Consider the following 25,998-nt stretch of genomic DNA (forward strand, 5'->3'; position numbering starts at 1 on the left):
CGTTACTGTAGGAGCGAGCTTGCTCGCGAGGAACCTTAACGATTAAGCGGGGCACCGGCATATCCGTGGCGCCTGGGCGTTCTTCGCGAGCAAACTCGCTCCTACAGGGGCGCGGGGTCAGACCTGGCCGTATTGTTGGCCGTGGCGCAGCCAGCGATCCAGCAGCGGGCTGACGTGGTGCGGCCAGCGCTCCAGCAGGGCCTGGGCGGCGTCGCGTACGGCGGGCAACAGGTCGGCGTCGCGCATCAGGTCGGCCACCTTGAATTGCAGCAGTCCGGTCTGGCGGGTGCCGAGCATCTCGCCGGGGCCGCGCAGTTCCAGGTCTTTTTCGGCAATCACGAAGCCGTCGTTGGTCTCGCGCATGATCCCCAGGCGCTGGCGGCCAATCTGCGACAGCGGCGGATGGTAGAGCAACACACAGTGGCTGGCGGCACTGCCCCGGCCGACACGGCCGCGTAGCTGGTGCAGTTGCGCCAGGCCCAGGCGCTCGGGGTTTTCGATGATCATCAGGCTGGCGTTGGGTACATCCACGCCGACTTCAATCACGGTAGTCGCCACCAGCAGTTGCAGGTTGCCGGCCTTGAACTCGGCCATCACCGCGGCTTTTTCCGCAGGCTTCATGCGCCCATGGATCAGCCCGACCTTGAGCTCGCCCAAGGCGCTAGTGAGGTCTTCGTAGGTGGTTTCGGCGGCCTGGCAGGTCAGCTCTTCGGACTCTTCGATCAGCGTGCACACCCAATAGGCCTGGCGCCCTTCGGCGCAGGCGCCGCGCACGCGCTCGATCACTTCGACGCGGCGGGTGTCGGTGACCAGCACCGTGTTGACGGGCGTCCGGCCCGGCGGCAGCTCGTCGAGGATCGAGGTGTCGAGGTCGGCGTAGGCACTCATGGCCAGCGTGCGCGGGATCGGGGTGGCGGTCATGATCAACTGGTGCGGGTTCATTCGCCCGCCCACGCCTTTTTCGCGCAGGGCCAGACGTTGCTGCACGCCGAAACGGTGCTGCTCGTCGATGATCACCAGGGCCAGGTTCTTGAATTTAACCTCATCCTGAAACAGCGCGTGGGTGCCGACCACCATCGGCGCGCCGGCGGCGATCTGCTCCAGGGCGGCCGTGCGGTTCTTGCCCTTGAGCTTGCCCGCCAGCCACGCCACTTCCAGGCCCAGGGGTTCGAGCCAGCGCTTGAAGGTGATGAAGTGCTGCTCGGCGAGGATCTCGGTCGGCGCCATCAGCGCCACCTGGTAACCGGCCTCCAGGGCCTGCAGCGCGGCCAGGGCGGCGACCACGGTCTTGCCGGCGCCAACATCGCCCTGGATCAGGCGCAGCATGGGTTCTTTCTGGCTCAAGTCGTAGGCGATTTCATTGCCTACGCGCTGCTGCGCGCCGGTCGGCGCAAAACCGAGGTTGGCCAAGTACTGCGCGGGCAGGCGCGTGGCCTTGGGCATCGCCGGGGCACGCAGGGAACGCATGCTTTCGCGCAGGCGTTGCTGGGACAGTTGGTGGGTCAGCAACTCTTCGAAGGCCAGGCGATGCTGGGCCCAGTGATGCCCCAGGGCCAGCTCATCCACATCGGCATCGGCCGGAGGATGATGCAGATAGCGGATCGCGTCAGCCAGGGGCGCCAATTGGTAGTCGCGGGCCAGCTCTTGCGGCAGCCAGTCGGGCAGGCTCTGCGGGCCGAGCAGGGTCAGGGTCTGCATGCACAACTGGCGCAGGCGCTGTTGCGTCAGGCCTTCGGTGAGTGGGTAGATGGGGGTGAGGGTGGTGTCTACCGGAGGCGGTTCGTCGCCGGTAATGGCACGGTATTCCGGATGGTAGATTTCCAGGCCCGACGCGCCCGGCCGGGCTTCGCCGTAGCAACGCACACGGGTACCACGCTTGAGGCCTTCCTTTTGCGCGTTACTGAAATGGTAGAAGCGCAGGCTCAGGCCGCCGGTGCCGTCCTGCAGGCGCACCACCAGGCTGCGGCGCTTGCCCATCACCACATCGGCACCGCTGACGGTGCCTTCGACCACGGCATCCTGCCCAGGGCGCAGATGGCCGATGGGCACTACGCGGGTGCGGTCCTGATAGCGCAGGGGCAGGTGAAACAGCACGTCCTGGAGGTTTTCCAGGCCAACCTTGGCCAGTTTCTCGGCCATGGCTTCACCGACACCCTTGAGTGCCGTCACCGACACCTGCGAAAGCTCAGTCATACGCTTGCTTAGCTCGCAGCAGGCGGCTTGGCCACCGAGCACAGGCGGATTGAGTCGGCGAGGATGTCGATCGCTTTGGGGCGCGGGAAGCTGGCGCGCCAGGCAATCGCCACGGTGCGGAACGGCACGGGCGGGGTGAGTGGACGCACTTCAATCACGCCTGCGGCGTAGTGATGGCTGTCCACGGCCGACAACGGCAGGATCGAAATACCCAGGCCGGACGCCACCATATGGCGAATGGTCTCCAGGGAGCTGGATTCGACGGTGGTGTGCTTGGCGCCATCGTTGCCCTTGGTCAGGGTCGGGCAGGCTTCCAGGACCTGGTCGCGGAAGCAATGACCCTCACCGAGCAGCAGCAGGCTCTTGTCGTTGAGCAGGCTTGCGTCGATCGTGTCTTTCTGGGTCCACGGGTGGGAGGCGGGCATCAGCACGTAGAACGGCTCGTCGTAGAGCGGCAATGTCAGCACGTCGGCTTCATTGAACGGCAGGGCGATGATGATCGCGTCCAACTCACCGTTACGCAGTTTGTCGCGCAGTACGTGGGTGAAGTTTTCTTCGATATACAGCGGCATCTGCGGCGCGACGCGGTGCAGTTGCGGGATCAGGTGCGGGAACAGGTACGGGCCGACGGTGTAGATCGCGCCGACTTTGAGCGGGGCAGTCAGCTGGTTCTTGCCGGCCTGGGCCAGTTCACGAATGCTCTGGGCCTGCTCCAGCACCTTTTGGGCCTGGGCCACAATGCCTTCGCCTACCGGGGTGAGGCGCACGGCGCTTTTGCTGCGCTCGAAAATCAGCACACCGAGTTCGTCTTCAAGCTTCTTCACGCCCACCGACAGCGTCGGCTGGCTGACATGGCAACGTTCGGCGGCATGGCCGAAGTGTTGCTCTTGGGCGAGGGTCACGATGTAACGCAATTCTGTAAGAGTCATAGCGGGCGTCCATGAGGTTGCGGGCCAAGCATACCGGCTGCAATCGATAGGCGCACGTTATCAGAACTAGAGTGGGGATTGAGCGGTTTGTGCGGGGGATTTTGCTTAACGCTGAAGCGGGTCCTGAATGTGGGAGGGGGCTTGTCGGATCGCCGCACCGCCGCGATCCGACAAGCCCGCTCCGACTGGGTCAGCGGCGGCGTTTCTCGATGTTGTAGACAAACGGCGCAACGATTTCGATGCTGCCGTTTTTCAACATGTCGGCCGGTGGCTTGGGCAGCGGCTGGGCGCGACGGATCATCTCCAGGGTAGCGCGGTCCAGATCGGCGTTGCCGGAGCGGCCCACCAGTTCATAGGACAGCACCTTACCTTCGGCATCCACCACGAACCGCAAGCGGTTCAAGCCTTCCTTGCCACGGGCCTGGGCGCCTGGCGGGTACTTCTTGTACTTCGCCAAGTGACCGAGCAGCGTACTTTCCCACGTTGCCTTGGCCGCGATCTGCGCCGGCGAAGGGCCGGGTTGCGGCTGAGCCGATTTTTCCGAAGGTGCATTATTCGCCGGGCTTTCGCTTGGCGGATCCTCGGAAGGTTTCTCCTTGGGCGGCTCGATCTTCTTCTCAGGCTTGGGCGGCTGTGGCTTAGGCTTGGGTTTGACCGGCTTGGGCACGGAAATCGTCGGCTTGGGGGCCTCTGCCAGTTTCGGCAATGGCAGCTCTTCCACCGGAGCTGGCGGTTGTGGAGGCGTCACCACCTTCGGCGGGGCCGGAGGCGGTGGTGCCGGCAGCGGCGCCAGGTCGATGACCATGGCCGCTGGTGGCAACTGCACCATATGTGGCGCCGACCACTGGTACGCGAGGATGATCGCGACGGCGTGGACGCCCAGCACGACGGCGAGGCTGGTGCCATAACGCGTCAGTTTGTGGCGCGTCGTGATCATTTTTTGGCTGCCGTCTCAAGTCCGACCAGACCGACCTTGAGGTAGCCGGCGGCCCGCAGGGCATCCATCACGCTCATCAGGTCGCCGTAGTCCACGCCCTTGTCGGCCTGGAAGAAGATCGTCGTGTCTTTCTTGCCCTGGGTGCGGGCATCGAGCACCGCGCCGAGGGTTTCGGATTTGACTTCTTCTTCGCCCAGGAACAGGCGCTGGTCAGCCTTGACGCTGAGGAACACCGGTTTCTCCGGCCGGGGCGCGGGTTTCGCGCTGGAGGCGGGGAGGTCGACCTTGATGTCCACCGTGGCCAAGGGTGCTGCCACCATGAAGATGATCAGCAGCACCAGCATCACGTCGATAAACGGCGTGACGTTGATTTCGTGGTTCTCGACGAGCTCGTCGTCACCTTGATTCAAATGCAGGCCCATGGCCGATTACCCCACTTTCACCATGTGCGGTTGCGAGCTGCGCTCGGTAGGCAAGTGATCGAGGTCACGGCTGACCAGCAGCAGAACTTCTGCCGAAGCATCCGACACCTGGGCCTTGTAGCCGGCGATCGAGCGGGCGAATACGTTGTAGATCACCACCGCAGGAATCGCGGCGACCAGGCCCAGCGCAGTTGCCAGCAAGGCTTCGGCGATGCCGGGGGCGACGACGGCGAGGTTGGTGGTCTGGGTCTTGGCGATGCCGATGAAGCTGTTCATGATGCCCCACACGGTACCGAACAGACCGACGAACGGCGCGGTAGAACCGATGGTTGCCAGCACGCCAGTGCCGTTGCTCATGTTGCGACCGCAGGCCGCTACCAGGCGCTCGAGGCGGAAGCTGACACGTTCCTTGATGCCTTCTTTTTCGCGGGTGTTGGCCGACAGGCGCATTTCTTCCAGCGCGTCGTGCACCAGCAGGTGCGCCAGGGTGCCCTTGATGGCCGCGCTTTCGCTGGCTTCTTTAAGGGTGGTGGCTTTTTTCAGGTTGGCGATTTCAGTGCGCAGGCGGCGTTTGGCGCCCAGCAGCTCGAAGCCTTTGGCGATCCAGATGGTCCAGGTGATGATCGAGGCAATGGCCAGGCCGATCATCACGATCTTCACGATGATGTCGGCGTTCTGGTACATGCCCCACGGGGACAGGTCGTGGGCCATGCCCAGAGTGTTGTCTTCTTCCAGGACCACGCCGGTTTCATCTTGCGGGGTCACACCCTCGGTGGCGACCGGGTCGGTGGCGGCAGGTGCGGCAGCCGGGGCACCTGGTACGGCGGCATTTTGCTCAGGTGCGGCGGCCGCAGCCGGGGCTGGTGCGGTAGCGGCAGGTGGGGTCGCCGGAGCAGTGGCATCGGCGAACGCGGCGGTCGGAGCCAGCAGGGCGCTGAACAGCACCGCAGCAATCGCACGCCAGGCGCGGGATGGACTGTGAGGCTTGGTTGGCGAAGCGGGGAGGTTATTGCGTGTCATGCTGGCCGGACCTAAGAGTTGAAAATAAGTAGTTGTCCTGCCAGGCCGGAGGACGGCCGAGGACAAATGGGCGGTTATTATTGCAAGTAATTCTTGTTAACAGAAGTAATACAGTAACTTTATTTGTGCTTTTTCTGGCCGCTGGTCACCTGTGAGGGCTAATCTAGACCTTTGGGAACGGAGTTTTGTGATGTCTGCGCCTTCTGTGGTGATTGCCGGTTGTGGTGATGTAGGTAGTCGGCTGGCGAGTCAATTGCTAGCTGCGGGTTGGGAGGTGCATGGTCTGCGGCGTAATGTCTCGCGCCTGCCGGAAGGGGTGATCGGGATTGCCGGCGACCTGTTCAAAAAGGATTGTCCTGACACCTGGCCGATCGGTGGTGTGGATTACCTGGTGTACTGCGCAGCCGCCACCGACCATGACGAAGCGGGCTATCGCAAGGCCTACGTCGAGGGTTTGCAGCATGTGCTGGAGTGGCTTGGCGACTATGGCCAGCAGCCCAAGCAGCTGTTGTTTGTGTCCAGCAGCAGCGTCTATGGGCAGCAAAATGGTGAATGGGTCGATGAGACCTCGCCCACTCAGGCCGTCGGCTATTCCGGGCAGGTGATGCTGGAAGCCGAGCAAGTGGCATTCAACAGTGGTATCCCGGCCACGGCCGTGCGTTTGACCGGTATCTACGGGCCTGGCCGTGAATGGTTGTTGAGCCAGGTGCGCCAGGGCTATCGCGTGGCGGTTGAGCCACCTTTATATGGCAACCGGATACATGTCGATGATGCGGCAGGGTTGTTGGCTTTTCTGCTGCGACATGTAGAGCAGGGCGGTTCGTTGGACAAGGTCTATATCGGCGTCGATGACGCGCCTGCGCCGCTGGCTGAAGTCGTGGGCTGGCTGCGTGAGTACCTTGGGGTGACCGAATGGGCCGAAGACGCCAGCGTGCGGCGCGCGGGCAGCAAGCAGTGCAGCAATGCGCGGGCCAAGGCCCTGGGTTGGACGCCAACCTATCCCAGTTATCGCGAAGGCTACGCCGCTATTCTCAAAGGCTGAAACGCGGTCAAAAATGTGTGAGCGGGTTTGCTCGCTCACACATCTAGGTTACTGTTTTTCCAGCAACCACTGGCGCGGCCCGGGGGTAAACGAAGGCACTTCATCGGCCTGGGACGTATTGATCGCCTGGAAAATCTCCAGTTGCTTGTCATTGCGGCTGAAGATCCACGGGTTGCCCTGGCCGCTCTTTTGCAGCCAGATGCTGTCGTAGCCACCGCTCATAGAGGCGCAATCGCCGGCCAGGCACAGTGAGTATTGGTCCGCGCCGGGCAGGCCGGTGACTTGGCCGTTGGCCTGGAACTGTACGGTCTCGCCCAGGCCGCTGCCGCTGGTGATTTTCCAGCTACCGCCCATATAGGCCGAGTACAGCGCCCGTTCGAAGTTGGCGCCTAGGGGCGCGCCTTCGGGGGCTGGGTCTTTAGGGCGGTCAAACAGCTGCTCGGGCTCATTGTCGTTGGCCACTTGCAGCAACTGCTTGCCATCACGCTTGAGTTCGGTGGTTGAGCTGCCGTAGAAATCGACATTCCAGGTGCCGGCTTTTTCGCCTTCCAGCTTGCCTTCAGGGCGTTCAAAGCCGTTGAAGTAACGTGCCTGGTTGGCCCGGGTATTGACCTCCCATTCGAGGTTCGGACCATAGGCCTGCAGAGCTTCACGCAAAGGGCCGCCCTTGGACGCCGCATCGATGGCGACCTGGTTGATCCAGGTGCCGCTCACATCCCGGGCGGCAGGATTGCTGGCGCAGCCGCCAAGGAACAGGGTGAGCAGCGTGGAGGCAACGAGCGCTTTGCGCATTACGAAATCCTTTTAAAACGAAGTCGGCGCAACCCCTAGGGTTGCGCCGAATGTATTACTCGATGACCAGAATCGCGTCCATCTCAACCTGCGAACCCTTGGGCAGGGCGGCAACGCCAATGGCGGCGCGGGCTGGGTAAGGTTGTTCGAAGTACTTGCCCATGATCTCGTTGACCTTGGCGAAGTGGCTCAGGTCGGTGAGGAAGATGTTCAATTTGACGATGTCTTTGAACGAACCGCCCGCTGCTTCGGCTACCGACTTGAGGTTTTCGAAGACTTGTACGGTCTGCGCTTCGAAGCCTTCAACCAGCTCCATGGTCTTTGGATCCAGTGGGATCTGGCCGGACATGTAGACGGTGTTGCCCGCCTTGATCGCCTGGGAGTAAGTACCGATGGCGGCAGGTGCCTTGTCGCTGGTGATAACAGTCTTGGTCATGAATGACTCCTTGTAATGTCCGGGCTATAGGGGGGCGTTATGCGCGCATGCGAGTGATGCGGATAACCCCGGTCAGGGCACGCAGTTTCTTGATCACGCGGGCCAGGTGCACACGGTCGTGCACGCTGACCACCAGTTGGACCACGCTGATGCGACCATCGCGTTCGTCCATGCTGATTTTTTCGATATTGCCGTCGGCGGCGTTGACACTGCTGGCCAGCAGGGCGATCAGCCCGCGCTGGTGCTCCAGCTCCACTCGCAGTTCGACGTTGAATTCGCCGGTCACATCCTTGGCCCATGACAGCTGGATGCATTTTTCCGGGTTGTGGCGGATTTCGCTGATATTGCGGCAGTTATCCAGGTGCACCACCATGCCTTTGCCGGCGGACAGGTGCCCGACAATCGGGTCGCCCGGGATCGGCGTGCAGCACTTGGCGTAGCTGAGGACCAGGCCTTCGGTGCCGCGAATGGCCAGCGGGCCTTCGGGGCTTGGCAACTGCTCGCCTTCGCCCAGGAGGCGACGGGCGACGACGTAAGCCATGCGGTTGCCCAGGCCGATATCTTCGAGCAGGTCTTCGATGGTTTCCTGGCGGTACTCGTGGAGGATCGCCTGCACGCGCTCGGCGGGGATCTTCTCCAGGGAGCTGTCAAAGCCGTTGAGTACCTTGTTCAGCAGGCGTTCACCCAGGCTGATGGACTCGGACCGGCGTTGCAGCTTCAGCGCATGGCGGATATGGGTACGTGCCTTGCCGGTGACTACGAAGTTGAGCCACGCCGGGTTCGGACGGGCCCCCGGTGCGCTGACGATCTCCACGGTGGAGCCGCTTTGCAACGGCTCCGACAGCGGGGCCAGGCGACGATTGATCCGACAGGCGATGCAGCTGTTGCCGACGTCGGTGTGTACCGCGTAGGCAAAGTCGACCGCCGTGGAGCCCTTGGGCAGCTCCATGATTCGGCCTTTGGGCGTGAACACATAGACCTCGTCCGGGAACAGGTCGATCTTCACGCTTTCGATAAATTCCAGGGAGTTGCCGGCACGTTGCTGCATTTCCAGCACGCCCTTGACCCACTGGCGGGCGCGGGCATGGGTGCCTTTGGGCTGCTCGTCGCCGCTGGATTTGTACAGCCAATGGGCAGCGATGCCATTGTTGGCCATCTCTTCCATTTCCCGGGTGCGGATCTGGATCTCGATCGGCACCCCATGCATACCGAACAGTGTGGTATGCAGCGACTGATAGCCGTTGGCCTTGGGAATGGCGATGTAGTCCTTGAAACGTCCTGGCAGGGGTTTGTACAAATTATGTACAGCGCCCAGCACGCGGTAGCAGGTATCGACCTTGTCGACGATGATCCGGAACGCATACACGTCCATGATCTCGTTGAACGCCCGACGCTTGCCGCGCATCTTCTTGTAGATGCCGTAGATATGTTTCTGCCGCCCGCTGACTTCGCCTTCAATCTCGTCGATTGCCAGGCAATGACTCAGGGACTCTTCGATCTTGTTGACGATTTCCTTGCGATTGCCCCTGGCGCGCTTGACCGCCTGATAGATGCGCGCCGAGCGCATCGGGTGCATGGCCTTGAAGCCAAGGTCTTCGAATTCGATACGAATGGCATGCATGCCCAGCCGGTTGGCGATGGGCGCGTAGATTTCCAGGGTTTCCTTGGCGATGCGCCGGCGTTTTTCACCGGACAGCACTTCCAGCGTGCGCATGTTGTGCAGCCGGTCGGCCAGCTTGACCAGGATCACCCGGATATCCCGGGCCATGGCCATGGCCATTTTCTGGAAGTTCTCGGCCTGGGCCTCGGCCTTGGTCTCGAAGTTCATCTGGGTCAGCTTGCTGACCCCGTCGACCAGGTCGGCCACGGTTTCGCCAAATTGCGCACTGAGCGCTTCCTTGGCGATGCCGGTGTCTTCGATCACGTCATGCAGCATCGCGGCCATCAGGCTCTGATGGTCCATGTGCATGTCGGCAAGAATATTGGCCACCGCAAGAGGATGGGTGACATACGCCTCGCCGCTGCGGCGGCGTTGGCCGTCGTGGGCTTGTTCGGCGTAGAAATACGCTCGGCGGACCAGGTTGACCTGGTCGGTACCGAGGTAGGTCGATAAGCGATCGGCGAGGGCGTCTATACTCGGCAAAGTGTTAACTCCTGCCGAAGGCTGTGACCCCGCGCCGTGCTACGTCGACCAGGCATAGGCTTAGACGGCCTCGTTGGACTCGTCCTCGAACGCTGCAAACAGCGGTTCGTCTTCAACGATTTCAGCGCTGGCGATGTAGTCATAGCTCATCACGCCGGCAGCGATTTCGCGCAGGGCCATCACGGTAGGCTTGTCATTTTCCCAATTGAGCAACGGCTCTTTGCCGCCAGTGGCCAATTGACGGGCACGCTTGGTAGAGAGCATGACCAGCTCAAAGCGGTTATCCACGTGTTCTAGGCAGTCTTCAACGGTTACGCGGGCCATGGTATTCCTCGGAGCGAATGCAAGATGCGCGCTGCCCGGTTGGGCGAGCGGACTCAACAGTTTAAAAAATCACCAGCGTTTAGGGAAGCGCTGATTTTCCGCAGGCCCCGGCAAACACGCTACAAGTGCCAATGTAAGGCCCTTGCAGCGGTTTTGGGAAGAGCCATTCAACCGAGCAGTTCGGCCAACAATTTGCCAAAACGCTGCTGTTGGCGTTTTTGCTGGAGCTGATTGGCGCGGAAAATCGCCTTCAGGTCGTCCAGGGCGTGGGCAAAATCGTCGTTGATGATCAGGTAGTCGTAGTCCACATAGTGGCTCATTTCACTGACGGCTTCGCGCATGCGCCCGTCGATGATCTCGTCGCTGTCCTGGCCGCGGTTGGTCAGGCGCTGGTGCAAGGCCTCCAGGGACGGCGGCAGGATAAAGATCGAGCGTGCCTTGGGCATCAATTGGCGGACCTGTTCGGCGCCCTGCCAGTCGATTTCCAGGATCAGGTCGTGGCCTTCGTCCAGGGTCTGCTGCAGGTGGCTCTGGGACGTGCCATAGAGGTTGCCGAACACTTCGGCGCGCTCCAGGAAGTCACCGTGCTCGATCATCTTCACGAACTCGCTGCGCTCGACGAAGTGATAGTTCACACCGTTCACCTCACCGGGGCGCATGGCGCGGGTGGTGTGGGAGACTGATACGCGGATCTCCGGGTTGGTGTCAGTCAGGGCCTTGACCAAGCTGCTTTTGCCCGCGCCCGAGGGGGCGGAAATGATGTACAGGGTGCCGGTGCTGTGGGTCATGGGAGTTGCCTTACTCAATATTCTGTACTTGTTCGCGCATTTGCTCGATCAACACTTTGAGGTTGACCGCAGCCTGGGTGCTGCGCGGGTCGAAGGCTTTGGAGCCCAGTGTATTGGCTTCGCGGTTGAGTTCCTGCATCAGGAAGTCCAGGCGCCGACCAGCGGCACCGGCCGACTTGAGCACGCGGCGCACTTCCAGGATATGGGTGCTCAGGCGGTCGAGTTCTTCGGCGACGTCGCTTTTTTGTGCGAGCAGAACCATTTCCTGTTCCAGGCGTACCGGATCGAGGTCGGCCTTCATGTCGGTGAAGCGGTCGAGGACTTTCTGGCGCTGGGTGGCCAGCATTTGTGGCACCAGCTCGCGCAGGGTCACGACGTCGTCTTCGATGGCGGTCAGGCGCTCATTGATCAGCCGGGCCAGTTCGGCGCCTTCGCGCTCACGGCCGGCCTTGAGCTCCTTGAGGCCCTGGTTGAACAGGGCCAGGGCCTCGGCGTTCAGTGCCTGAGGGTCAGTGGCGTCGGCCACCAGTACGCCTGGCCAGGCCAGGACTTCCAGTGGGTTCAGTGCCGCCGGCTGCTTGATCAGGCTGGCAATGGTTTCAGCGGCAGCGACCAGCTGCGCGGCGCGCTCGCGGTCAACCTGCAGCGGCTTGCCAGTGGTTTCCTCGGTAAAGCGCAGGGTGCACTCCAGCTTGCCGCGGGAGATACCGGCGCGCAGCGCTTCGCGCACTGCGCCTTCAAGGTCGCGAAAGGACTCGGGCAGGCGCAGGTGCGGCTCCAGGTAGCGGCTGTTGACCGAGCGCAATTCCCAGCTCAGGGTGCCTTGGGCGCCGGCTTTTTCGACGCGGGCGAAGGCGGTCATGCTATGCACCATGGAGGTACCTCGCGATACAGTCCCGCCAATGGGCGGGCTGGTGGGTAGATTGAAGCCGACTGGCTGCGAAGGCGCAGGATTGTAGCGCAACGGGGCAAGCGCCCCCAAATGCTGGCTGTGACAAGGGGTGCCAGGGCAGCCCTTTAGTAACCGAATTTATTAGCAGTGCCGCGAAGCGGCCTGCGGCTCTATAATGCTCGGCAGTTTTTCGTCCTTAGTACAGGTATCCCCTATGAAACGTCCAAGTGGTCGCGCTGCCGATCAGCTCCGCTCGATCCGCATCACCCGCAACTACACCAAACACGCCGAGGGATCTGTACTGGTCGAGTTTGGCGATACCAAGGTCATCTGCACCGTCAGCGTTGAAAACGGCGTGCCGCGTTTCCTCAAAGGCCAGGGCCAGGGTTGGTTGACCGCCGAATACGGCATGTTGCCGCGCGCCACCGGCGAACGTAACCAGCGTGAAGCCAGCCGTGGCAAGCAGGGCGGTCGCACTCTGGAAATCCAGCGCTTGATCGGCCGTTCCCTGCGCGCTGCGCTGGACATGTCCAAGCTGGGCGATGTGACCCTGTACGTCGACTGCGACGTGATCCAGGCCGACGGTGGCACCCGCACCGCGTCCATCACTGGCGCCATGGTGGCCCTGGTCGATGCGCTGAAAGTGATCAAGAAGCGCGGCGGCCTGAAAGGCGGCGACCCGCTCAAGCAGATGATTGCAGCTGTATCGGTGGGCATGTACCAGGGCGAGCCTGTGCTGGACCTGGACTACCTGGAAGACTCGGCGGCCGAGACCGACCTGAACGTGGTCATGACCAGCACCGGCGGGTTCATCGAAGTGCAGGGCACCGCCGAAGGCGCGCCGTTCCAGCCGGCAGACCTGAACGCCATGCTGGCCCTGGCCCAGAAAGGCATGAGCGAAATCTTCGAACTGCAGAACGCCGCACTGGCTGACTGAAACCGGCCTCAAGGAGTAACGCCATGAGTGACAACCAGCTTCCCGTGTCAGCCCAGAACAAGGAAGTGCGCCAGTGGGCCATGCTCTGTCACTTCGCGGCGTTCCTTGGCCTGGTGTTCCCCTTTGGCAGTGTGCTGGGGCCTTTGATCCTGTGGCAGGTGAAGAAGGACATGGACCCATTGATCGATGACCAGGGCAAGGAAGCGCTGAACTTCCAGCTGACCGTGGCTATTGCATGGCTGGTCTGCTTTGTCCTGGGGTTCGTGGTGATCGGCTTCCTGCTGATGGTGGTGTTGGTGATCGCCGCGCTGGTGTTGACCATCATCGGCGGGGTCAAGGCCAATAAAGGCATTGCCTACCGTTACCCGCTCACATGGCGATTGATCAAATAATGATCGCCCACAAAAAAACCGACAGCGATGTCGGTTTTTTTGTGCCTGGATATTGACCTTAGATGGTCAAGGTCCAGTCGTAGTCCACGATCAACGGCGCGTGTTGCGAGAAGCGCGGTTGACGAGGCAGACGTGCGCTGCGGACAAACCGGCGCAGGCCGGGGGTCAGCAGCTGGTAGTCAAAACGCCAGCCCAGGTTGAGCATCTCGGCCTGTTCGTTGTCCGGCCACCAGCTGTACTGGTCGCCTTCACGGCTGACTTCGCGCAGGGCATCTACATAGCCCATGTTGCCGACAATCTCGTCCATCCAGGCCCGTTCCGGCGCCAGGAAACCCGGGGATTGCTGGCTGTCACGCCAGTTCTTGATATCCAGCTTCTGTTGCGCCACGTACAACGAGCCACAATAAATGTACTCGCGACGTTTGCGTCGCTGTTTATCCAGATAACGGGCGAAATCGTCCATTAGCTTGAACTTCTGGTTCAAGTCTTCATCGCCGTTCATCCCCGAAGGGAGCAGCAAGGTAGCAATACTGACTTTGTCGAAATCGGCTTGCAGGTAGCGCCCGTAGCGATCGGCTGTCTCGAAGCCGAGGCCGCTGATGACCGCCTTGGGTTGCAACCGTGAATACAGAGCCACGCCACCTTGGGCAGGGACTTCGGCATCACAGGCATAAAGGAAGTAGCCATCCAGTTGGAAGGCTGGGTCGTCCAGTTCAAAGGCGGAGGCGCGGGTGTCCTGCAGGCAGATGACGTCGGCATTCTGGGCTTGCAGCCAACTGAGCAAACCACGCTCGACTGCAGCCTGAATACCATTAACGTTCACACTGATGATCCGCATAAATGGCCCCAAAAATCGCGTGCGTGTATGATACACGCCGTCTACCTATTTAGCTAAATCCGTGGTATCTGAGGCTTTTTTCATGCAGGCGTATCAACGCGATTTCATTCGTTTTGCCATCGATCGCGGGGTTTTGCGCTTCGGTGAGTTCACCCTCAAGTCCGGGCGCACCAGCCCATACTTCTTCAATGCCGGCCTGTTCAACTCGGGTTCTGCCCTGGCGCAACTGGGGCGTTTCTACGCTGCTGCCATCGTTGAAAGCGGTATTTCCTTCGATGTGCTGTTCGGCCCGGCCTACAAAGGTATTCCGCTGGCCGCCGCGACCGCAGTGGCCCTGGCAGAACATCACGACCGGGATCTGCCGTGGTGCTTCAACCGCAAGGAAGCCAAGGCCCATGGCGAAGGCGGCAGCCTGGTCGGCGCGCCGCTGACCGGTGATGTACTGATCATCGATGATGTGATCACCGCTGGCACCGCGATTCGTGAAGTGATGCAGATCATTGCGTCCCAGGACGGCGCCAAGGCCGCTGGCGTGCTGATTGCCCTGAACCGCCAGGAGCGTGGCAACGGTGAGTTGTCGGCGATCCAGGAAGTGGAGCGTGATTTTGGTATTCCGGTGGTCAGCATTGTGTCGCTGAACCAGGTATTGCAGTTCCTCGAAGACGACTCACAGCTCAAGCAGCATTTGCCGGCTGTTCGTGCATACCGAGAGCAATTCGGCGTCTGATACCGAACCCTATGGGAGCGGGCTTGCTCGCGAATACGGTAGGTCAGAAACATATTCAGTGACTGACACTCCGCTTTCGCGAGCAAGCCCGCTCCCACATTTGGATCGCGTGCAAACAAAAGGCCCCGCTCAATTTGATTGAGCGGGGCCTTTTGTTTTCTGGTGCTTAAGGACGCTTGCGATTGCTGATCAGCGTGCCCATGCCGGTATCGGTAAAGATCTCCAGCAACACTGCGTTCGGCACCCGTCCATCAATGATCAGCGAGCTGCCTACGCCACCTTGCACGGCTTCCAGTGCGCAGCGGATCTTCGGCAGCATACCGCCGTAGATGGTGCCGTCGGCGATCAAATCGTCGACTTGCTGGGTGGTCAGGCCGGTCAGCACCTTGCCTTCCTTGTCCATCAGGCCGGCGATGTTGGTCAGCAGCATCAGTTTCTCGGCCTTCAGGGCCTCGGCTACTTTGCCGGCGACCAGGTCGGCGTTGATGTTGTAGGACTCGCCGTTGGCACCCACGCCGATCGGCGCGATGACCGGAATGAAATCACCCTTGACCAGCAGGTTCAGCAGGTCGGTGTTGATGCCGATCACTTCCCCTACCTGGCCGATGTCGATGATTTCCGGCTGGGTCATCTCCGGGGTCTTGCGGGTCACGGTGAGCTTCTTCGCGCGGATCAGTTCGGCGTCCTTGCCGGTCAGGCCGATAGCGCTGCCGCCATGACGGTTGATCAGGTTGACGATGTCTTTGTTCACCTGGCCGCCAAGGACCATCTCCACCACGTCCATGGTCTGCGCATCGGTGACGCGCATGCCGTCGATGAAATGACTCTCGATGGACAAGCGCTTGAGCAGGTCACCGATCTGCGGGCCGCCGCCGTGGACCACCACCGGGTTGATCCCGACGGCTTTCATCAGCACGATGTCGCGGGCAAAGCCGGTTTTCAGCTCGTCGCTTTCCATGGCATTGCCGCCGTACTTGATCACCAGCGTCTTGCCGACGTAGCGTCGAATGTAAGGCAGCGCTTCGGAAAGGACCTTGGCGGTGTTGGCGGCGGCTTCGCGTTCGAGGGTCATTCAGGGCTCCGGGGCAAATAATCAGAACGGTAGTTGGAGATCAGGGGCAACACGTTTCAACTGGGCGTGGAACACGTCCTTGATGCGCTGCAACTCGGCCTCGGTATCCGCCTCGAAACGCAGGACCAGCACCGGAGTGGTGTTGGACGCACGAACCAGGCCCCAGCCTTCGGCATAATCGACTCGCACACCATCAATGGTGGTCAGGTTGGCACCTTCGCCCCATTGCGCATCGTGCAGTGCGTCAATGATGCTGAATTTGCTCTCTTCGGTCACATGGATATTGATTTCCGGCGTAGAAATATCGTTCGGGAAGGTCTCGAACAGATCCTCGGCGCTGGATTTTTCCTTGCTGAGGATCTCCAGCAAGCGGGCGGCGCTATAGATGCCGTCGTCAAAACCGAACCAGCGTTCCTTGAAGAACACATGGCCGCTCATCTCGCCAGCCAGCAGGGCGCCGGTTTCCTTCATTTTCTTTTTGATCAGCGAGTGACCGGTCTTCCACATCAGTGGGCGGCCACCGTATTCCTTGATCAGCGGTGTCAGGCGCCGGGTGCATTTGACGTCGAAGATGATCTCGGCACCGGGGTTGCGCGCTACCACGTCGCGGGCGAACAGCATCAGCAGGCGGTCGGGGAACACGATGCTACCGGTGTTGGTCACCACGCCCACGCGGTCGCCGTCGCCATCGAAGGCCAGGCCGACATCGGCGCCCACTTCTTCGACCTTGGCGATCAGGTCCACCAGGTTCTCAGGCTTGCCCGGGTCCGGGTGATGGTTGGGGAAGTTGCCATCGACCTCGCAGAACAGCGGGATTACTTCACAGTTCAGGGCTTCGAGCAGTTGCGGGGCGATCACGCCAGCGGCGCCGTTGCCGCAGTCCACCACGACCTTCAGGCGACGCTCAAGCTTGACGTCACGGGTGATTTCATCGGAGTAGCGCTGGAGGATATCGACCTTGGTGATGCTGCCCTTGCCGCTGGTCAGGTCATTGGTCTTCAGGCGAGTGTGCAGGGCCTGGATCTGTTCGTTGGCCAGGGTGTCGCCGGCGATCACGATCTTGAAGCCGTTGTAGTCCGATGGGTTGTGGCTGCCGGTGAGCATCACGCCCGACTTGCCGGCCAGCACGTTGGCGGCGTAGTACAGCGCCGGCGTCGGCACCAGGCCTACGTCACTGACATGGCAGCCGCTGTCGGCCAGGCCCTGGATCAGGCGTTCCACCAGCTCGGGTCCGGACAAGCGGCCGTCACGCCCCACAGAGACGTTAGGCTCGCCCTGGGCCAGGCTTTGGGAGCCAATGGCGCGGCCGATCCAGTAGGCGGTTTCGGCGGTCAGGGTTTTCGGGACGACGCCACGGATGTCGTAGGCGCGGAAAATGCTGTCGGGAAACGTCGGTGCGACTGGGGCTGAGTTGCTCATCACTGGGGAAACTCCATTGATACGGGGCGGACAGGCCTGAATATGGCGACCGGCAGGCTCAAACTGAAGTGTAAGACGGCGTTTTTGGCCTAGAGTTCGTGCTGCGAAAATGCCATCGGGGCATGCCGGACGCGGAGCCCGGCATGCCTGAGCGTAATCAGTGGCTGCCGGAATGCCCGAAACCGCCTGCGCCGCGCTGGGTTTCGTCAAACTCGGTCACCAGTTCGAAATGCGCCTGCACCACCGGTACCAGCACCAGTTGGGCGATACGCTCGCCGACGGCGATGTTGAAGGCGGTCTGGCCACGGTTCCAGCACGAGACCATCAGTTCGCCCTGGTAGTCGGAGTCGATCAGGCCTACCAGGTTGCCCAGGACGATACCGTGTTTGTGGCCCAGGCCCGAGCGCGGAAGGATCAGTGCGGCCAGGCCGGGATCGCCGACGTAGATCGACAGGCCAGTGGGGATCAGCAGGGTCTGGCCCGGCTCAAGGACGGTGTCTTGCTTGAGCATGGCGCGCAGGTCCAGGCCGGCGGAGCCCGGTGTGGCGTAGGCCGGCAGTGGGAATTCGCTGCCGATGCGGGGGTCGAGGATCTTGGCTTGCAAAGCGTGCATGGAAATTAAACCTGGTTCAGCCGTTGGGCGATAAAAGAGATCAGTTGGCGGGCAATCTTGCCCTTGCTGGTCTGGGCGAAAAGGGTTGCATGCAGCTCGCGGTCAATCACGCTGCAGGCGTTTTCCTCGCTGTTGAAGCCGATGCTCGGGTTGGCGACATCATTGGCAACGATCAGGTCGAGGTTTTTGTCTTTCAGTTTGCGTGCGGCGTAGTCCAGCAGGTTTTCGGTTTCGGCGGCGAAACCGACGCTGAACGGACGATCTGCGCGGGTGGCGATGGTGGCCAAAATGTCCGGGTTACGGACCATTTGCAGGAGCAGGCCGTCCCCGCTTGTAGGGTCTTTCTTGAGTTTTTGCGGCGCAACTACTTCCGGGCGGTAGTCTGCGACCGCTGCCGAAGCGATAAACACATCGCAGGGAATCGCCGCCTCACAGGCCGCGAGCATGTCACGGGCGCTGACTACGTCGATGCGGGTGACCCGGTCCGGGGTTGGCAGGTGCACCGGGCCGGTGATCAGGGTCACGCGCGCGCCTGCCTCAACCGCGGCTTCAGCCAGGGCGAAGCCCATTTTGCCTGAGCTATGGTTGGTGATGTAGCGCACGGGGTCGATGTTTTCCTGGGTCGGGCCGGCGGTAATCAGTACGTGCTTGCCGGTCAGGGCCAGGTGCTGGAAACACTCGGCGGCGCACAGCGCCAGGTCCGTGGCTTCGAGCATGCGGCCCAGGCCGACGTCGCCACAGGCCTGGCTGCCGGAGGCCGGGCCGAAGACCTTGAGGCCACGGCTTTGCAGCAATTGGGTGTTGGCCTGGGTGGCTGGGTCGCGCCACATGGCCTGGTTCATCGCCGGGGCGATGGCGACGGTAGCGTCGGTGGCCAGTACCAGCGTGGTCAGCAGGTCGTCGGCAATACCCTGGGCGAGGCGCGCGATGAGGTCGGCGGTGGCGGGTGCGATCAGCACCAGGTCGGCCCATTTGGCCAGTTCGATATGACCCATGGCAGCTTCGGCCGCCGGGTCCAGCAGGTCCAGGTGAACCGGGTGGCCAGACAGGGCTTGCATGGTCAGCGGGGTAATGAACTCACTGCCGCCACGGGTCATGACCACGCGCACTTCAGCGCCCTGGTCCAGGAGCCTGCGAACCAACTCTGCGCTCTTGTAGGCGGCAATGCCGCCGCCGACGCCGAGAACGATGCGTTTCCGATACAGACGCTGCATTGGTTTGCCTTTCCAGTTCAGTGATGGCGTTGCGATCCCCCCTCCCCAGGAGAAATCGCGCGCAAAAAAGAGGGGCTAAGATAACACAGCGTCCGCCATGCAACAGCGGCGCACATGCACAGGGAGGTGCCATGAGTATTCGCAATTGGCCTGCGGCGGAGCGTCCGCGGGAGAGGCTTTTGGAGTTGGGGGCGGCCAGCCTCTCGGATGCCGAGTTGCTGGCGATATTCCTGCGCACCGGTGTCTCGGGTAAAAGCGCAGTGGATCTGGCGCGCCATCTGCTGGAGCAGTTTGGCAGCCTGCGCGCACTGCTGGAGGCCCGGCAGGCCATATTCATCCAGCATCTGGGGCTGGGGCCGGCTAAATTTGCCCAGTTGCAGGCGGTGCTGGAAATGGGCCGGCGCCATCTGGCCGAGCATGTGCGTAATGAGTCGGTACTGGAAAGCCCGGTCGCCGTGCGTGATTACCTCAAGGCGCTGTTGCGCCATCAGCCCCACGAGATATTTGGCTGCCTGTTTCTCGATTCAAGGCACCGGGTGCTGGGCTTCGAAGCGTTGTTCCAGGGCACCATCGACAACGCCACGGTTTACCCACGACAAGTGGTCAAGCGCGCCCTGGACTACAACGCGGCGGCGTTGATCCTGTGCCACAACCACCCCTCCGGGAATGCCGAGCCGAGCATCGCTGATCGAAAATTGACCAAGGTGCTGCAAAAAGCCCTGGATCTTGTGGACGTGCGGGTGTTGGATCACATCATCGTCGGCGAGGGTGATCCGCTGTCGATGGCTGAGTACGGCTGGATATAGCGCAATCCCTCGTAGGAGCCGGCAAGCCGGCTCCTACACAGGACGGGTCAGGGGGTGACGCTGACTTTGGAGAAGTCCTGGCGCCCAAACGGGCTGACCTGATACCCCTCGACATTCTTGCGCGTCAGGGCAAAGGCTGTCGGATGGGCCAGTGGCAACCACAGTGCCTGCTGCTGGATCTGCGCCTGCGCTTGTTGGTACAGCTTGCTGCGCACGCCTTGCTCGTTGGTGGTCTTGCCGGCGCTGATCAGCTTGTCCAGCGCTGGGTCGCAGTAACGGGCGAAGTTGGTGCCGGATTTGACCGCAGCACAGGAAAACTGCGGGGTCAGGAAGTTATCCGGGTCGCCGTTGTCGCCGGCCCAGCCCATGAACAGCAGATCGTGCTCGCCGGCCTTGGCGCGGCGAATCAGCTCGCCCCATTCGATCACGCGAATCTCTGCCTGGATGCCGACCTTGGCCAGGTCCGCCTGTAACAACTGGGCGCCCAGGCTCGGGTTGGGGTTGAGCAGGCTGCCCGATGGCCGCGTCCAGATCGTAGTCTTGAAGCCGTCACTCAGGCCGGCTCGGGCCAGCAGTGCCTTGGCCTTGGCGATGTCTTGTGGATAACCCGGCAACTCCTTGGCATAGCTCCAGGTATTGGCTGGGTAAGGCCCATTGGCGGCTTCGGCGGTGCCTTCAAACACGGCCTTGAGGTAGCTGGCCTTGTCGAAGGCCAGGTTGATTGCCTGGCGCACCTCGGGTTTGTCCAGTGGCGGGTGCTGGCTGTTGATGGCGACAAAGGCGGTCATGAACGCTGCGGTTTTTTCTGCCTTGAGCGCCGCATCCTTTTGCGCCTCGCCAATATCCAGGGGTTTGGGTGACAAGGCGATCTGGCATTCGTCCCGGCGCAGTTTCTGCAGGCGCACATTGGCATCCGGGGTGATAGCAAAGATCAAGTTATCCACAGCAGGCTTGCCGGCAAAGTAATCCGGGTTGGCCTTGTAGCGAATGACCGCATCTTTCTGGAAGCGCCCGAAAACGAAGGGCCCGGTGCCGATGGGTTGGCTATTGAGTTTTTCCGGGGTGCCGGCCTTGAGCAGCTTGTCGGCGTATTCTGCGGGGTAGATCGAGGCAAAGCCCATGCTCAGCGCGGCGAGGAAGGTGGAGTCGGCGTGATCCAGAGTAAAACGCACGGTCAGCGGGTCGAGGGCGTCGATCTTCTTGATCAGCGCTGGCAGTTGCAGCGACTGGGCGTGGGGGAAGCCGCTTTGGGCGATCTGGTGCCAGGGGTTGGCTGGGTCGAGCATGCGCTCGAAGCTGAAACGCACGTCTTCAGCCGTGAGGCTGCGGCTTGGGTTGAAATACGCAGTGCGGTGGAATTTGACGTCCGGGTGCAATTTAAAGGTGTAGGTCAGGCCGTCCGGCGAGACTTCCCAGCTATCGGCCAGGCTTGGCACCAGCTTGCCGCTCGCGGCGTCGAAGTCCACCAGGCGGTTCATCAGCACATCCGCCGAGGCGTTGGTGGTGGTCAGCGAGTTGTATTGCACCACGTCGAACCCTTCGGGGCTGGCCTCGGTGCAGACGCTCAACGTGCCGGCCGCCTGGGCCAGTGGGGCGAGGAAGAGCGGGGCGAGTAGGAGTGGCAGGGCAGCGAGGCGCATGGTCGGTTTCCTTTGCAGATCGGAGGCCCATCTGCGAGTGCAGTCTGGAAAAGTCCTACCGTAGTGGGCTGATTCGTAAATGACTAGCCCATTTTTGCCTGTGCATTTACGGCAAATACTGTTTTGATGGCACTTCAGGTCATTTTGCCCAGGGCCTTGGCCTACAAATAGCGGCGATAAATCATTCGGCGCGACGAGCGGTTCGGCAGCACGGCGGCCCACCCTGGCAGCGCTTGAGGCCTGTTCGGGCGAGATTTACAGCGGGAAAAACACACCGGCTGTTGTTGCATTGGGGTCTTTCTGGTATAAAGCAGCGCTCTTTTCTAGGGGCCCGGTTCCTTCACTGTAGGTGTAGCCGGTAAGACCCTTAAAGAAACGCGGCGCCTGGCGCCAAATGACTGAGAGATTAAGCGGCCAACCCATGCCGGGTTGGGCATGTGGTTTTAGAGGGCTGAGGCATGTCGAGAGTCTGTCAAGTTACCGGTAAGGGTCCGGTGACTGGGAATAACATTTCCCACGCAAACAACAAAACCCGTCGTCGTTTCCTGCCAAACCTGCAGCATCACCGCTTCTGGGTTGAAGAAGAGAAACGTTTTGTCCGTCTGCGCGTATCTGCCAAAGGCATGCGCATCATCGACAAGCGTGGCATCACTGTCGTGCTCGCTGAACTGCGCCGCGACGGCAAAATCTAAGGAGCTATATCATGCGTGAATTGATTCGAATGATCTCTAGCGCCGGTACTGGTCACTTCTACACTACCGACAAGAACAAGCGTACTACCCCGGACAAGCTCGAAAAGAAAATGTTCGACCCGCGCGTTCGCAAGCACGTGATCTACAAAGAAGGCAAAATCAAGTAATTGGTTTTCTTTCTTGTGAAAAAAACCCGCATCTCACGATGCGGGTTTTTTTTCGTCTTGGAAAAGTCGCAATCGACCGATCAGGCCTTTTCTTCGAACACCACGTAGATCTTGCGGCACGGCTCCAGCACTTCCCAAGTGCCGCTGAAGCCGGCCGGGATCACGAAGCGATCGCCGGCGCGCAAGGTCTTGGCGTTGCCAGCGGCATCGCGTAGCACCGAAACCCCCTGCACGATCTCGCAGTACTCGTGTTCGGTGTAGTTCACCGTCCATTGCCCGACTTCACCCTCCCACACCCCGGCGTTCATCTGGCCGCACGGACTGTTGTAGTGGTTGTAGAGCGTCTGCTCGGGGTCGCCCTTGAGGATTTTTTCTGCGGCGGGGCGGTAGCGTTCGGCGGCGGTGTTCGCCTGGCTGAAATCGACGACATCCTGAATGTTCATGCACGTATCCCGTCTAGGCCTGGGGTTGGAGAGCCAAAGTCTATGTTTATTAAAATGAACATCGCAAGGGCGTTTGCCGCCGTTATGTCAAATATATTGAAACATCCCTGGCGGCTGGTTTAGGGTGGCGGGTGCCTCGGACCGAATAGCTGGCTGGCCGGGCAAGCATTTGGAAGGGAACTGGTGATAACGCCGGGCCCTTATATTTAATAAGAGGAGGACACTCGCATGACCACCCTGACCCGTGCCGACTGGGAACAACGCGCCAAGGACCTGAAGATCGAAGGCCGCGCGTACATTAATGGCGAATATACCGCCGCCGTTTCTGGCGACACGTTCGAATGCCTCAGCCCGGTCGATGGCCGCCTACTGACCACGGTTGCCAGCTGTGACGTCGCCGACGCCCAGCGCGCCGTGGAAAACGCCCGCGCCACCTTCAACTCGGGTGCCTGGTCACGCCTGGCCCCGGCCAAGCGCAAAGCCACCATGATTCGTTTCGCCGCGCTGCTCAAGGCCAATGCCGAAGAGCTGGCGCTGCTCGAAACCCTGGACATGGGCAAGCCCATCGGCGACTCCCTGGGCATCGACATTCCAGGCGCGGCGCAAGCCCTGAGCTGGAGCGGCGAGGCCATCGACAAGATTTACGACGAAGTCGCCGCCACCCCCCATGACCAACTAGGCCTGGTGACCCGCGAGCCGGTCGGCGTAGTGGCGGCCATCGTGCCGTGGAACTTCCCGCTGATGATGGCCTGCTGGAAACTGGGGCCGGCGCTGTCCACCGGTAACTCGGTCGTTCTCAAGCCGTCTGAAAAATCGCCGCTGACCGCCATCCGCATCGCCGCCCTGGCCGTTGAAGCCGGTATCCCCAAAGGCGTGCTCAACGTGCTGCCGGGCTATGGCCACACCGTGGGCAAGGCGTTGGCACTGCATATGGACGTCGACACCCTGGTGTTTACCGGTTCGACCAAGATCGCCAAGCAACTGATGATCTACTCCGGCGAATCGAACATGAAGCGCGTCTGGCTGGAAGCCGGCGGCAAGAGCCCGAACATCGTGTTTGCCGATGCCCCGGACCTGCAAGCCGCTGCCGAATCCGCCGCGGGCGCCATCGCCTTCAACCAGGGCGAAGTCTGCACCGCCGGCTCGCGCCTGCTGGTGGAGCGTTCGATCAAGGACAAATTCCTGCCGATGGTGATCGAGGCCCTCAAGGGCTGGAAGCCGGGTAACCCGCTGGACCCGGCCACCAACGTCGGTGCGCTGGTGGACACCCAGCAGATGAACACCGTGTTGTCGTATATCGAAGCCGGGCACGCCGATGGCGCCAAATTGGTGGCTGGCGGCAAGCGCACCCTGCAGGAAACCGGCGGTACTTACGTCGAGCCGACGATTTTCGACGGTGTGACCAACGCCATGAAGATTGCCCAGGAAGAGATCTTTGGTCCGGTCCTGTCGGTGATTACCTTCGACAGCGCTGAAGAAGCCGTAGCCATTGCCAACGACACACCTTATGGCCTGGCCGCTGCGGTCTGGACCTCGGATATCTCCAAGGCGCACCTGACCGCCAAGGCGTTGCGTGCCGGTAGCGTGTGGGTCAACCAGTACGATGGCGGTGACATGACGGCGCCGTTTGGCGGGTTCAAGCAGTCGGGCAACGGTCGCGACAAGTCGCTGCACGCGTTCGACAAGTACACCGAACTGAAGGCGACCTGGATCAAGCTGTAAGCAACCGCGCTGACCCCTTGTAGGAGCGAGCTTGCTCGCGAAAAGCGTCAACGATAACGCGTTCTGTCTGGTTGAACGCGGTGTCCTTGAGTTCTTCGCGAGCAAGCTCGCTCCTACAGTTCGTTTTACCGTCCATAAATGAGTTATCCACAGGAGCGTGGCAATGCGTTGGGCGACTTACTTTGCCGTCCTGGCTTCAGTACTCAGCGTCGGCCTCGCCCTGGGCGTCAGCATGCCGCTGGTGTCCCTGCGCCTGGAAAGCTGGGGCTATGGCAACTTTGCCATCGGCATCATGGCGGCCATGCCGGCGTTCGGTGTGTTATTGGGCGCCAAGGTGTCGAGCCGCCTGGCTTCCTGGCTGGGTACGGCAAACCTGATGCGCCTGTGTCTGTGGGCCGGGGCGGTTTCTATCGGTCTGCTCGCGGTCTTGCCCAGCTATCCGGTGTGGCTGGTGCTGCGGTTGATGATCGGGGTGATCCTGACCATTGTGTTTATCCTCGGCGAAAGCTGGATCAACCAACTGGTGGTGGAGCAGTGGCGTGGTCGGCTGGTGGCGCTGTATGGCTGTACCTACGCCTTGAGCCAGCTGTCGGGGCCGTTATTGCTCGGCGTGCTGGGCACCGATCATGACTATGGCTTCTGGGTTGGCGTCGGGCTGTTGATCGTTGCGCCCTTCCTGCTGCTGGGGCGTAGCGGGGCACCGACGGCGGAGGCCTTCAGCGTGACCTTCAGCGATTTATGGGGATTTTGCCGGGGCTTGCCGGCGATTGCCTGGGCGGTGGCATTGTTTGCCGCGTTCGAGGCGATGATTCTGACGCTGTTGCCGGTGTATTGCCTGCAACAGGGCTTCACTGCCGAAGTGGCGTTGGCGATGGTCAGCACCGTGGTAGTAGGCGATGCCTTGCTGCAATTGCCGATTGGTGCGCTGGCCGACTACCTGCCCAGGCGCACCCTGTTTCTCGGCTGCGCGGTGCTGTTGCTGCTGTCGAGCCTGGCCATTGCGCCGTTGCTCGATACCTGGCTGATCTGGCCGATATGGGTCCTGTTCGGAGCCAGTGCGGGGGGCTTGTTCACCTTGTCGTTGATTCTGATCGGCGAGCGCTACCGTGACGATGCGCTGGTGCGAGCCAATGCCCATATTGCCCAGTTGTGGGGGATTGGTTGCCTGATCGGGCCGCTGGTGGCGGGGGCTGGCAGCCAGTGGATCAGCGGGCATGCGTTGCCGTGGTTGATGGCTGCGGGGGCCTTGGGGTTGGTGATTCTGTTGTTGCGCCAAGGCGCGTTTGGCGCAGAGCAACCGGCCTGACTTGGAAGTGCGATCAAAACTGTGGGAGCTGGCTTGCCTGCGATAGCGGTGTATCAGTAGCAAATGGGCCAACTGACCCACCGCTATCGCAG

At 61.3% G+C, this 25,998-nt stretch carries 26 protein-coding genes and 1 pseudogene; 9 read left to right on the forward strand and 18 right to left on the reverse strand.

What is annotated here, in order from left to right:
• Positions 1-117: 117 nt before the first annotated feature.
• The 5 genes from recG to exbB form a co-directional block, all read right to left on the reverse strand.
• Positions 118-2,193 (reverse strand): ATP-dependent DNA helicase RecG, encoded by a 2,076-nt coding sequence (gene recG, locus HBO09_RS01215; RefSeq protein WP_057961010.1) that lies wholly within the window; start codon positions 2,191-2,193, stop codon positions 118-120.
• Positions 2,194-2,201: 8 nt separating this feature from the next.
• Positions 2,202-3,122, reverse strand: coding sequence for a hydrogen peroxide-inducible genes activator (locus HBO09_RS01220; protein WP_057444217.1), 921 nt, complete (start codon positions 3,120-3,122; stop codon positions 2,202-2,204).
• 190 nt (positions 3,123-3,312) lie between these two features.
• Complete coding sequence (locus HBO09_RS01225) at positions 3,313-4,059, reverse strand: energy transducer TonB (RefSeq protein ID WP_029289840.1); 747 nt, start codon at positions 4,057-4,059, stop codon at positions 3,313-3,315.
• Entirely contained in the window at positions 4,056-4,481 is a 426-nt protein-coding gene (gene exbD, locus HBO09_RS01230) for a TonB system transport protein ExbD (RefSeq protein WP_029289838.1), read from the reverse strand. The genes HBO09_RS01225 and exbD overlap by 4 nt, the downstream gene beginning before the upstream one ends.
• Positions 4,482-4,487: 6 nt before the next feature.
• Positions 4,488-5,501 (reverse strand): tonB-system energizer ExbB, encoded by a 1,014-nt coding sequence (gene exbB / locus HBO09_RS01235; protein WP_169991062.1) that lies wholly within the window; start codon positions 5,499-5,501, stop codon positions 4,488-4,490.
• A gap of 190 nt (positions 5,502-5,691) precedes the next feature.
• On the opposite strand from exbB, the gene HBO09_RS01240 reads away from it, so the two are divergent.
• The gene (locus tag HBO09_RS01240; protein WP_169991064.1) at positions 5,692-6,543 is read left to right on the forward strand and encodes an SDR family oxidoreductase; all 852 of its coding nucleotides are present in this window, start codon (positions 5,692-5,694) and stop codon (positions 6,541-6,543) included.
• A 48-nt stretch (positions 6,544-6,591) separates the two neighbouring features.
• Here HBO09_RS01240 and HBO09_RS01245 read toward each other — a convergent pair whose 3' ends face one another.
• The 6 genes from HBO09_RS01245 to HBO09_RS01270 all read right to left on the reverse strand — a co-directional run bounded on the left by HBO09_RS01245 (position 6,592) and on the right by HBO09_RS01270 (position 11,900).
• Positions 6,592-7,335 (reverse strand): hypothetical protein, encoded by a 744-nt coding sequence (locus HBO09_RS01245; protein ID WP_169991066.1) that lies wholly within the window; start codon positions 7,333-7,335, stop codon positions 6,592-6,594.
• Between the two features lie 55 nt (positions 7,336-7,390).
• Positions 7,391-7,771, reverse strand: coding sequence for a RidA family protein (locus tag HBO09_RS01250; RefSeq protein WP_025130815.1), 381 nt, complete (start codon positions 7,769-7,771; stop codon positions 7,391-7,393).
• A gap of 37 nt (positions 7,772-7,808) precedes the next feature.
• Positions 7,809-9,914, reverse strand: a complete 2,106-nt coding sequence (spoT, locus tag HBO09_RS01255; RefSeq protein ID WP_032856810.1) for a bifunctional GTP diphosphokinase/guanosine-3',5'-bis pyrophosphate 3'-pyrophosphohydrolase — start codon at positions 9,912-9,914, stop codon at positions 7,809-7,811.
• A 60-nt stretch (positions 9,915-9,974) separates the two neighbouring features.
• Positions 9,975-10,238 carry a DNA-directed RNA polymerase subunit omega gene (gene rpoZ, locus HBO09_RS01260; protein ID WP_032856811.1) on the reverse strand — a complete coding sequence of 88 codons (264 nt, stop codon included), beginning with the start codon at positions 10,236-10,238 and terminating at the stop codon, positions 9,975-9,977.
• A 167-nt stretch (positions 10,239-10,405) separates the two neighbouring features.
• Entirely contained in the window at positions 10,406-11,026 is a 621-nt protein-coding gene (gene gmk, locus HBO09_RS01265) for a guanylate kinase (protein WP_169991068.1), read from the reverse strand.
• Positions 11,027-11,036: 10 nt separating this feature from the next.
• Entirely contained in the window at positions 11,037-11,900 is an 864-nt protein-coding gene (locus tag HBO09_RS01270) for a YicC/YloC family endoribonuclease (RefSeq protein ID WP_169991070.1), read from the reverse strand.
• A gap of 232 nt (positions 11,901-12,132) precedes the next feature.
• On the opposite strand from HBO09_RS01270, the gene rph reads away from it, so the two are divergent.
• Positions 12,133-12,855 (forward strand): ribonuclease PH, encoded by a 723-nt coding sequence (gene rph / locus HBO09_RS01275; RefSeq protein ID WP_057961002.1) that lies wholly within the window; start codon positions 12,133-12,135, stop codon positions 12,853-12,855.
• Positions 12,856-12,878: 23 nt separating this feature from the next.
• Positions 12,879-13,247 (forward strand): DUF4870 domain-containing protein, encoded by a 369-nt coding sequence (locus tag HBO09_RS01280; protein WP_169955413.1) that lies wholly within the window; start codon positions 12,879-12,881, stop codon positions 13,245-13,247.
• A gap of 58 nt (positions 13,248-13,305) precedes the next feature.
• Here HBO09_RS01280 and HBO09_RS01285 read toward each other — a convergent pair whose 3' ends face one another.
• The gene (locus tag HBO09_RS01285) at positions 13,306-14,085 is read right to left on the reverse strand and encodes an exodeoxyribonuclease III (RefSeq protein ID WP_029289816.1); all 780 of its coding nucleotides are present in this window, start codon (positions 14,083-14,085) and stop codon (positions 13,306-13,308) included.
• 82 nt (positions 14,086-14,167) lie between these two features.
• Between HBO09_RS01285 and pyrE the strand changes: the two genes are divergently transcribed.
• Entirely contained in the window at positions 14,168-14,812 is a 645-nt protein-coding gene (pyrE, locus tag HBO09_RS01290) for an orotate phosphoribosyltransferase (RefSeq protein WP_169991072.1), read from the forward strand.
• Between the two features lie 166 nt (positions 14,813-14,978).
• On the opposite strand, the gene argB is transcribed toward pyrE, so the two are convergent.
• The 4 genes and pseudogenes from argB to coaBC form a co-directional block, all read right to left on the reverse strand.
• Complete coding sequence (gene argB, locus HBO09_RS01295; RefSeq protein ID WP_029289812.1) at positions 14,979-15,884, reverse strand: acetylglutamate kinase; 906 nt, start codon at positions 15,882-15,884, stop codon at positions 14,979-14,981.
• A gap of 21 nt (positions 15,885-15,905) precedes the next feature.
• Positions 15,906-17,312: pseudogene (locus tag HBO09_RS01300) on the reverse strand (phosphomannomutase/phosphoglucomutase); the annotation flags it as partial.
• Positions 17,313-17,460: 148 nt separating this feature from the next.
• Positions 17,461-17,916, reverse strand: coding sequence for a dUTP diphosphatase (gene dut, locus HBO09_RS01305; protein ID WP_029289808.1), 456 nt, complete (start codon positions 17,914-17,916; stop codon positions 17,461-17,463).
• A 5-nt stretch (positions 17,917-17,921) separates the two neighbouring features.
• Positions 17,922-19,130 (reverse strand): bifunctional phosphopantothenoylcysteine decarboxylase/phosphopantothenate--cysteine ligase CoaBC, encoded by a 1,209-nt coding sequence (coaBC, locus tag HBO09_RS01310; RefSeq protein WP_029289805.1) that lies wholly within the window; start codon positions 19,128-19,130, stop codon positions 17,922-17,924.
• Positions 19,131-19,261: 131 nt separating this feature from the next.
• Between coaBC and radC the strand changes: the two genes are divergently transcribed.
• On the forward strand, positions 19,262-19,936 hold the full coding sequence (radC, locus tag HBO09_RS01315; RefSeq protein ID WP_169991076.1) for a DNA repair protein RadC: 675 nt from the start codon (positions 19,262-19,264) through the stop codon (positions 19,934-19,936).
• A 47-nt stretch (positions 19,937-19,983) separates the two neighbouring features.
• Here the strand turns inward: radC and HBO09_RS01320 are convergent, their stop codons facing one another.
• Positions 19,984-21,576: an ABC transporter substrate-binding protein gene (locus HBO09_RS01320; RefSeq protein WP_169991079.1), complete on the reverse strand. Its 1,593-nt coding sequence runs from the start codon at positions 21,574-21,576 to the stop codon at positions 19,984-19,986.
• Between the two features lie 458 nt (positions 21,577-22,034).
• On the opposite strand from HBO09_RS01320, the gene rpmB reads away from it, so the two are divergent.
• Positions 22,035-22,268, forward strand: a complete 234-nt coding sequence (rpmB, locus tag HBO09_RS01325; RefSeq protein ID WP_007920377.1) for a 50S ribosomal protein L28 — start codon at positions 22,035-22,037, stop codon at positions 22,266-22,268.
• Positions 22,269-22,279: 11 nt separating this feature from the next.
• Positions 22,280-22,435, forward strand: coding sequence for a 50S ribosomal protein L33 (gene rpmG / locus HBO09_RS01330; RefSeq protein WP_003176906.1), 156 nt, complete (start codon positions 22,280-22,282; stop codon positions 22,433-22,435).
• Positions 22,436-22,515: 80 nt separating this feature from the next.
• Here the strand turns inward: rpmG and HBO09_RS01335 are convergent, their stop codons facing one another.
• The gene (locus HBO09_RS01335) at positions 22,516-22,878 is read right to left on the reverse strand and encodes a cupin domain-containing protein (protein WP_169991081.1); all 363 of its coding nucleotides are present in this window, start codon (positions 22,876-22,878) and stop codon (positions 22,516-22,518) included.
• Positions 22,879-23,106: 228 nt separating this feature from the next.
• Between HBO09_RS01335 and HBO09_RS01340 the strand changes: the two genes are divergently transcribed.
• Positions 23,107-24,600 carry an aldehyde dehydrogenase gene (locus HBO09_RS01340; protein WP_029289792.1) on the forward strand — a complete coding sequence of 498 codons (1,494 nt, stop codon included), beginning with the start codon at positions 23,107-23,109 and terminating at the stop codon, positions 24,598-24,600.
• Positions 24,601-24,763: 163 nt separating this feature from the next.
• On the forward strand, positions 24,764-25,906 hold the full coding sequence (locus tag HBO09_RS01345; RefSeq protein WP_169991083.1) for an MFS transporter: 1,143 nt from the start codon (positions 24,764-24,766) through the stop codon (positions 25,904-25,906).
• Positions 25,907-25,998 lie beyond the last annotated feature (92 nt).

Origin of the sequence: Pseudomonas sp. WS 5027, from assembly GCF_012985695.1 — a bacterium.
Classification (GTDB): domain Bacteria; phylum Pseudomonadota; class Gammaproteobacteria; order Pseudomonadales; family Pseudomonadaceae; genus Aquipseudomonas; species Aquipseudomonas hygromyciniae.

Coding starts and splice junctions, on each gene's coding strand:
- HBO09_RS01285 (WP_029289816.1), bottom strand. CDS start 14,085: ATGCGGATCATCAGTGTGAACGTTAATGGTATTCAGGCTGCAGTCGAG.
- HBO09_RS01335 (WP_169991081.1), bottom strand. CDS start 22,878: ATGAACATTCAGGATGTCGTCGATTTCAGCCAGGCGAACACCGCCGCC.
- HBO09_RS01320 (WP_169991079.1), bottom strand. CDS start 21,576: ATGCGCCTCGCTGCCCTGCCACTCCTACTCGCCCCGCTCTTCCTCGCC.
- HBO09_RS01225 (WP_029289840.1), bottom strand. CDS start 4,059: ATGATCACGACGCGCCACAAACTGACGCGTTATGGCACCAGCCTCGCC.
- HBO09_RS01270 (WP_169991070.1), bottom strand. CDS start 11,900: ATGGTGCATAGCATGACCGCCTTCGCCCGCGTCGAAAAAGCCGGCGCC.
- gmk (WP_169991068.1), bottom strand. CDS start 11,026: ATGACCCACAGCACCGGCACCCTGTACATCATTTCCGCCCCCTCGGGC.
- HBO09_RS01240 (WP_169991064.1), top strand. CDS start 5,692: ATGTCTGCGCCTTCTGTGGTGATTGCCGGTTGTGGTGATGTAGGTAGT.
- HBO09_RS01220 (WP_057444217.1), bottom strand. CDS start 3,122: ATGACTCTTACAGAATTGCGTTACATCGTGACCCTCGCCCAAGAGCAA.
- rpmG (WP_003176906.1), top strand. CDS start 22,280: ATGCGTGAATTGATTCGAATGATCTCTAGCGCCGGTACTGGTCACTTC.
- rpoZ (WP_032856811.1), bottom strand. CDS start 10,238: ATGGCCCGCGTAACCGTTGAAGACTGCCTAGAACACGTGGATAACCGC.
- argB (WP_029289812.1), bottom strand. CDS start 15,884: ATGACCCTCGAACGCGAAGCCGCCGCCAACACCGCCAAGGTCCTTTCC.
- radC (WP_169991076.1), top strand. CDS start 19,262: ATGAGTATTCGCAATTGGCCTGCGGCGGAGCGTCCGCGGGAGAGGCTT.
- HBO09_RS01250 (WP_025130815.1), bottom strand. CDS start 7,771: ATGACCAAGACTGTTATCACCAGCGACAAGGCACCTGCCGCCATCGGT.
- HBO09_RS01280 (WP_169955413.1), top strand. CDS start 12,879: ATGAGTGACAACCAGCTTCCCGTGTCAGCCCAGAACAAGGAAGTGCGC.
- HBO09_RS01340 (WP_029289792.1), top strand. CDS start 23,107: ATGACCACCCTGACCCGTGCCGACTGGGAACAACGCGCCAAGGACCTG.
- pyrE (WP_169991072.1), top strand. CDS start 14,168: ATGCAGGCGTATCAACGCGATTTCATTCGTTTTGCCATCGATCGCGGG.
- rph (WP_057961002.1), top strand. CDS start 12,133: ATGAAACGTCCAAGTGGTCGCGCTGCCGATCAGCTCCGCTCGATCCGC.
- rpmB (WP_007920377.1), top strand. CDS start 22,035: ATGTCGAGAGTCTGTCAAGTTACCGGTAAGGGTCCGGTGACTGGGAAT.
- coaBC (WP_029289805.1), bottom strand. CDS start 19,130: ATGCAGCGTCTGTATCGGAAACGCATCGTTCTCGGCGTCGGCGGCGGC.
- HBO09_RS01345 (WP_169991083.1), top strand. CDS start 24,764: ATGCGTTGGGCGACTTACTTTGCCGTCCTGGCTTCAGTACTCAGCGTC.
- exbB (WP_169991062.1), bottom strand. CDS start 5,501: ATGACACGCAATAACCTCCCCGCTTCGCCAACCAAGCCTCACAGTCCA.
- HBO09_RS01245 (WP_169991066.1), bottom strand. CDS start 7,335: ATGCGCAAAGCGCTCGTTGCCTCCACGCTGCTCACCCTGTTCCTTGGC.
- dut (WP_029289808.1), bottom strand. CDS start 17,916: ATGCACGCTTTGCAAGCCAAGATCCTCGACCCCCGCATCGGCAGCGAA.
- exbD (WP_029289838.1), bottom strand. CDS start 4,481: ATGGGCCTGCATTTGAATCAAGGTGACGACGAGCTCGTCGAGAACCAC.
- recG (WP_057961010.1), bottom strand. CDS start 2,193: ATGACTGAGCTTTCGCAGGTGTCGGTGACGGCACTCAAGGGTGTCGGT.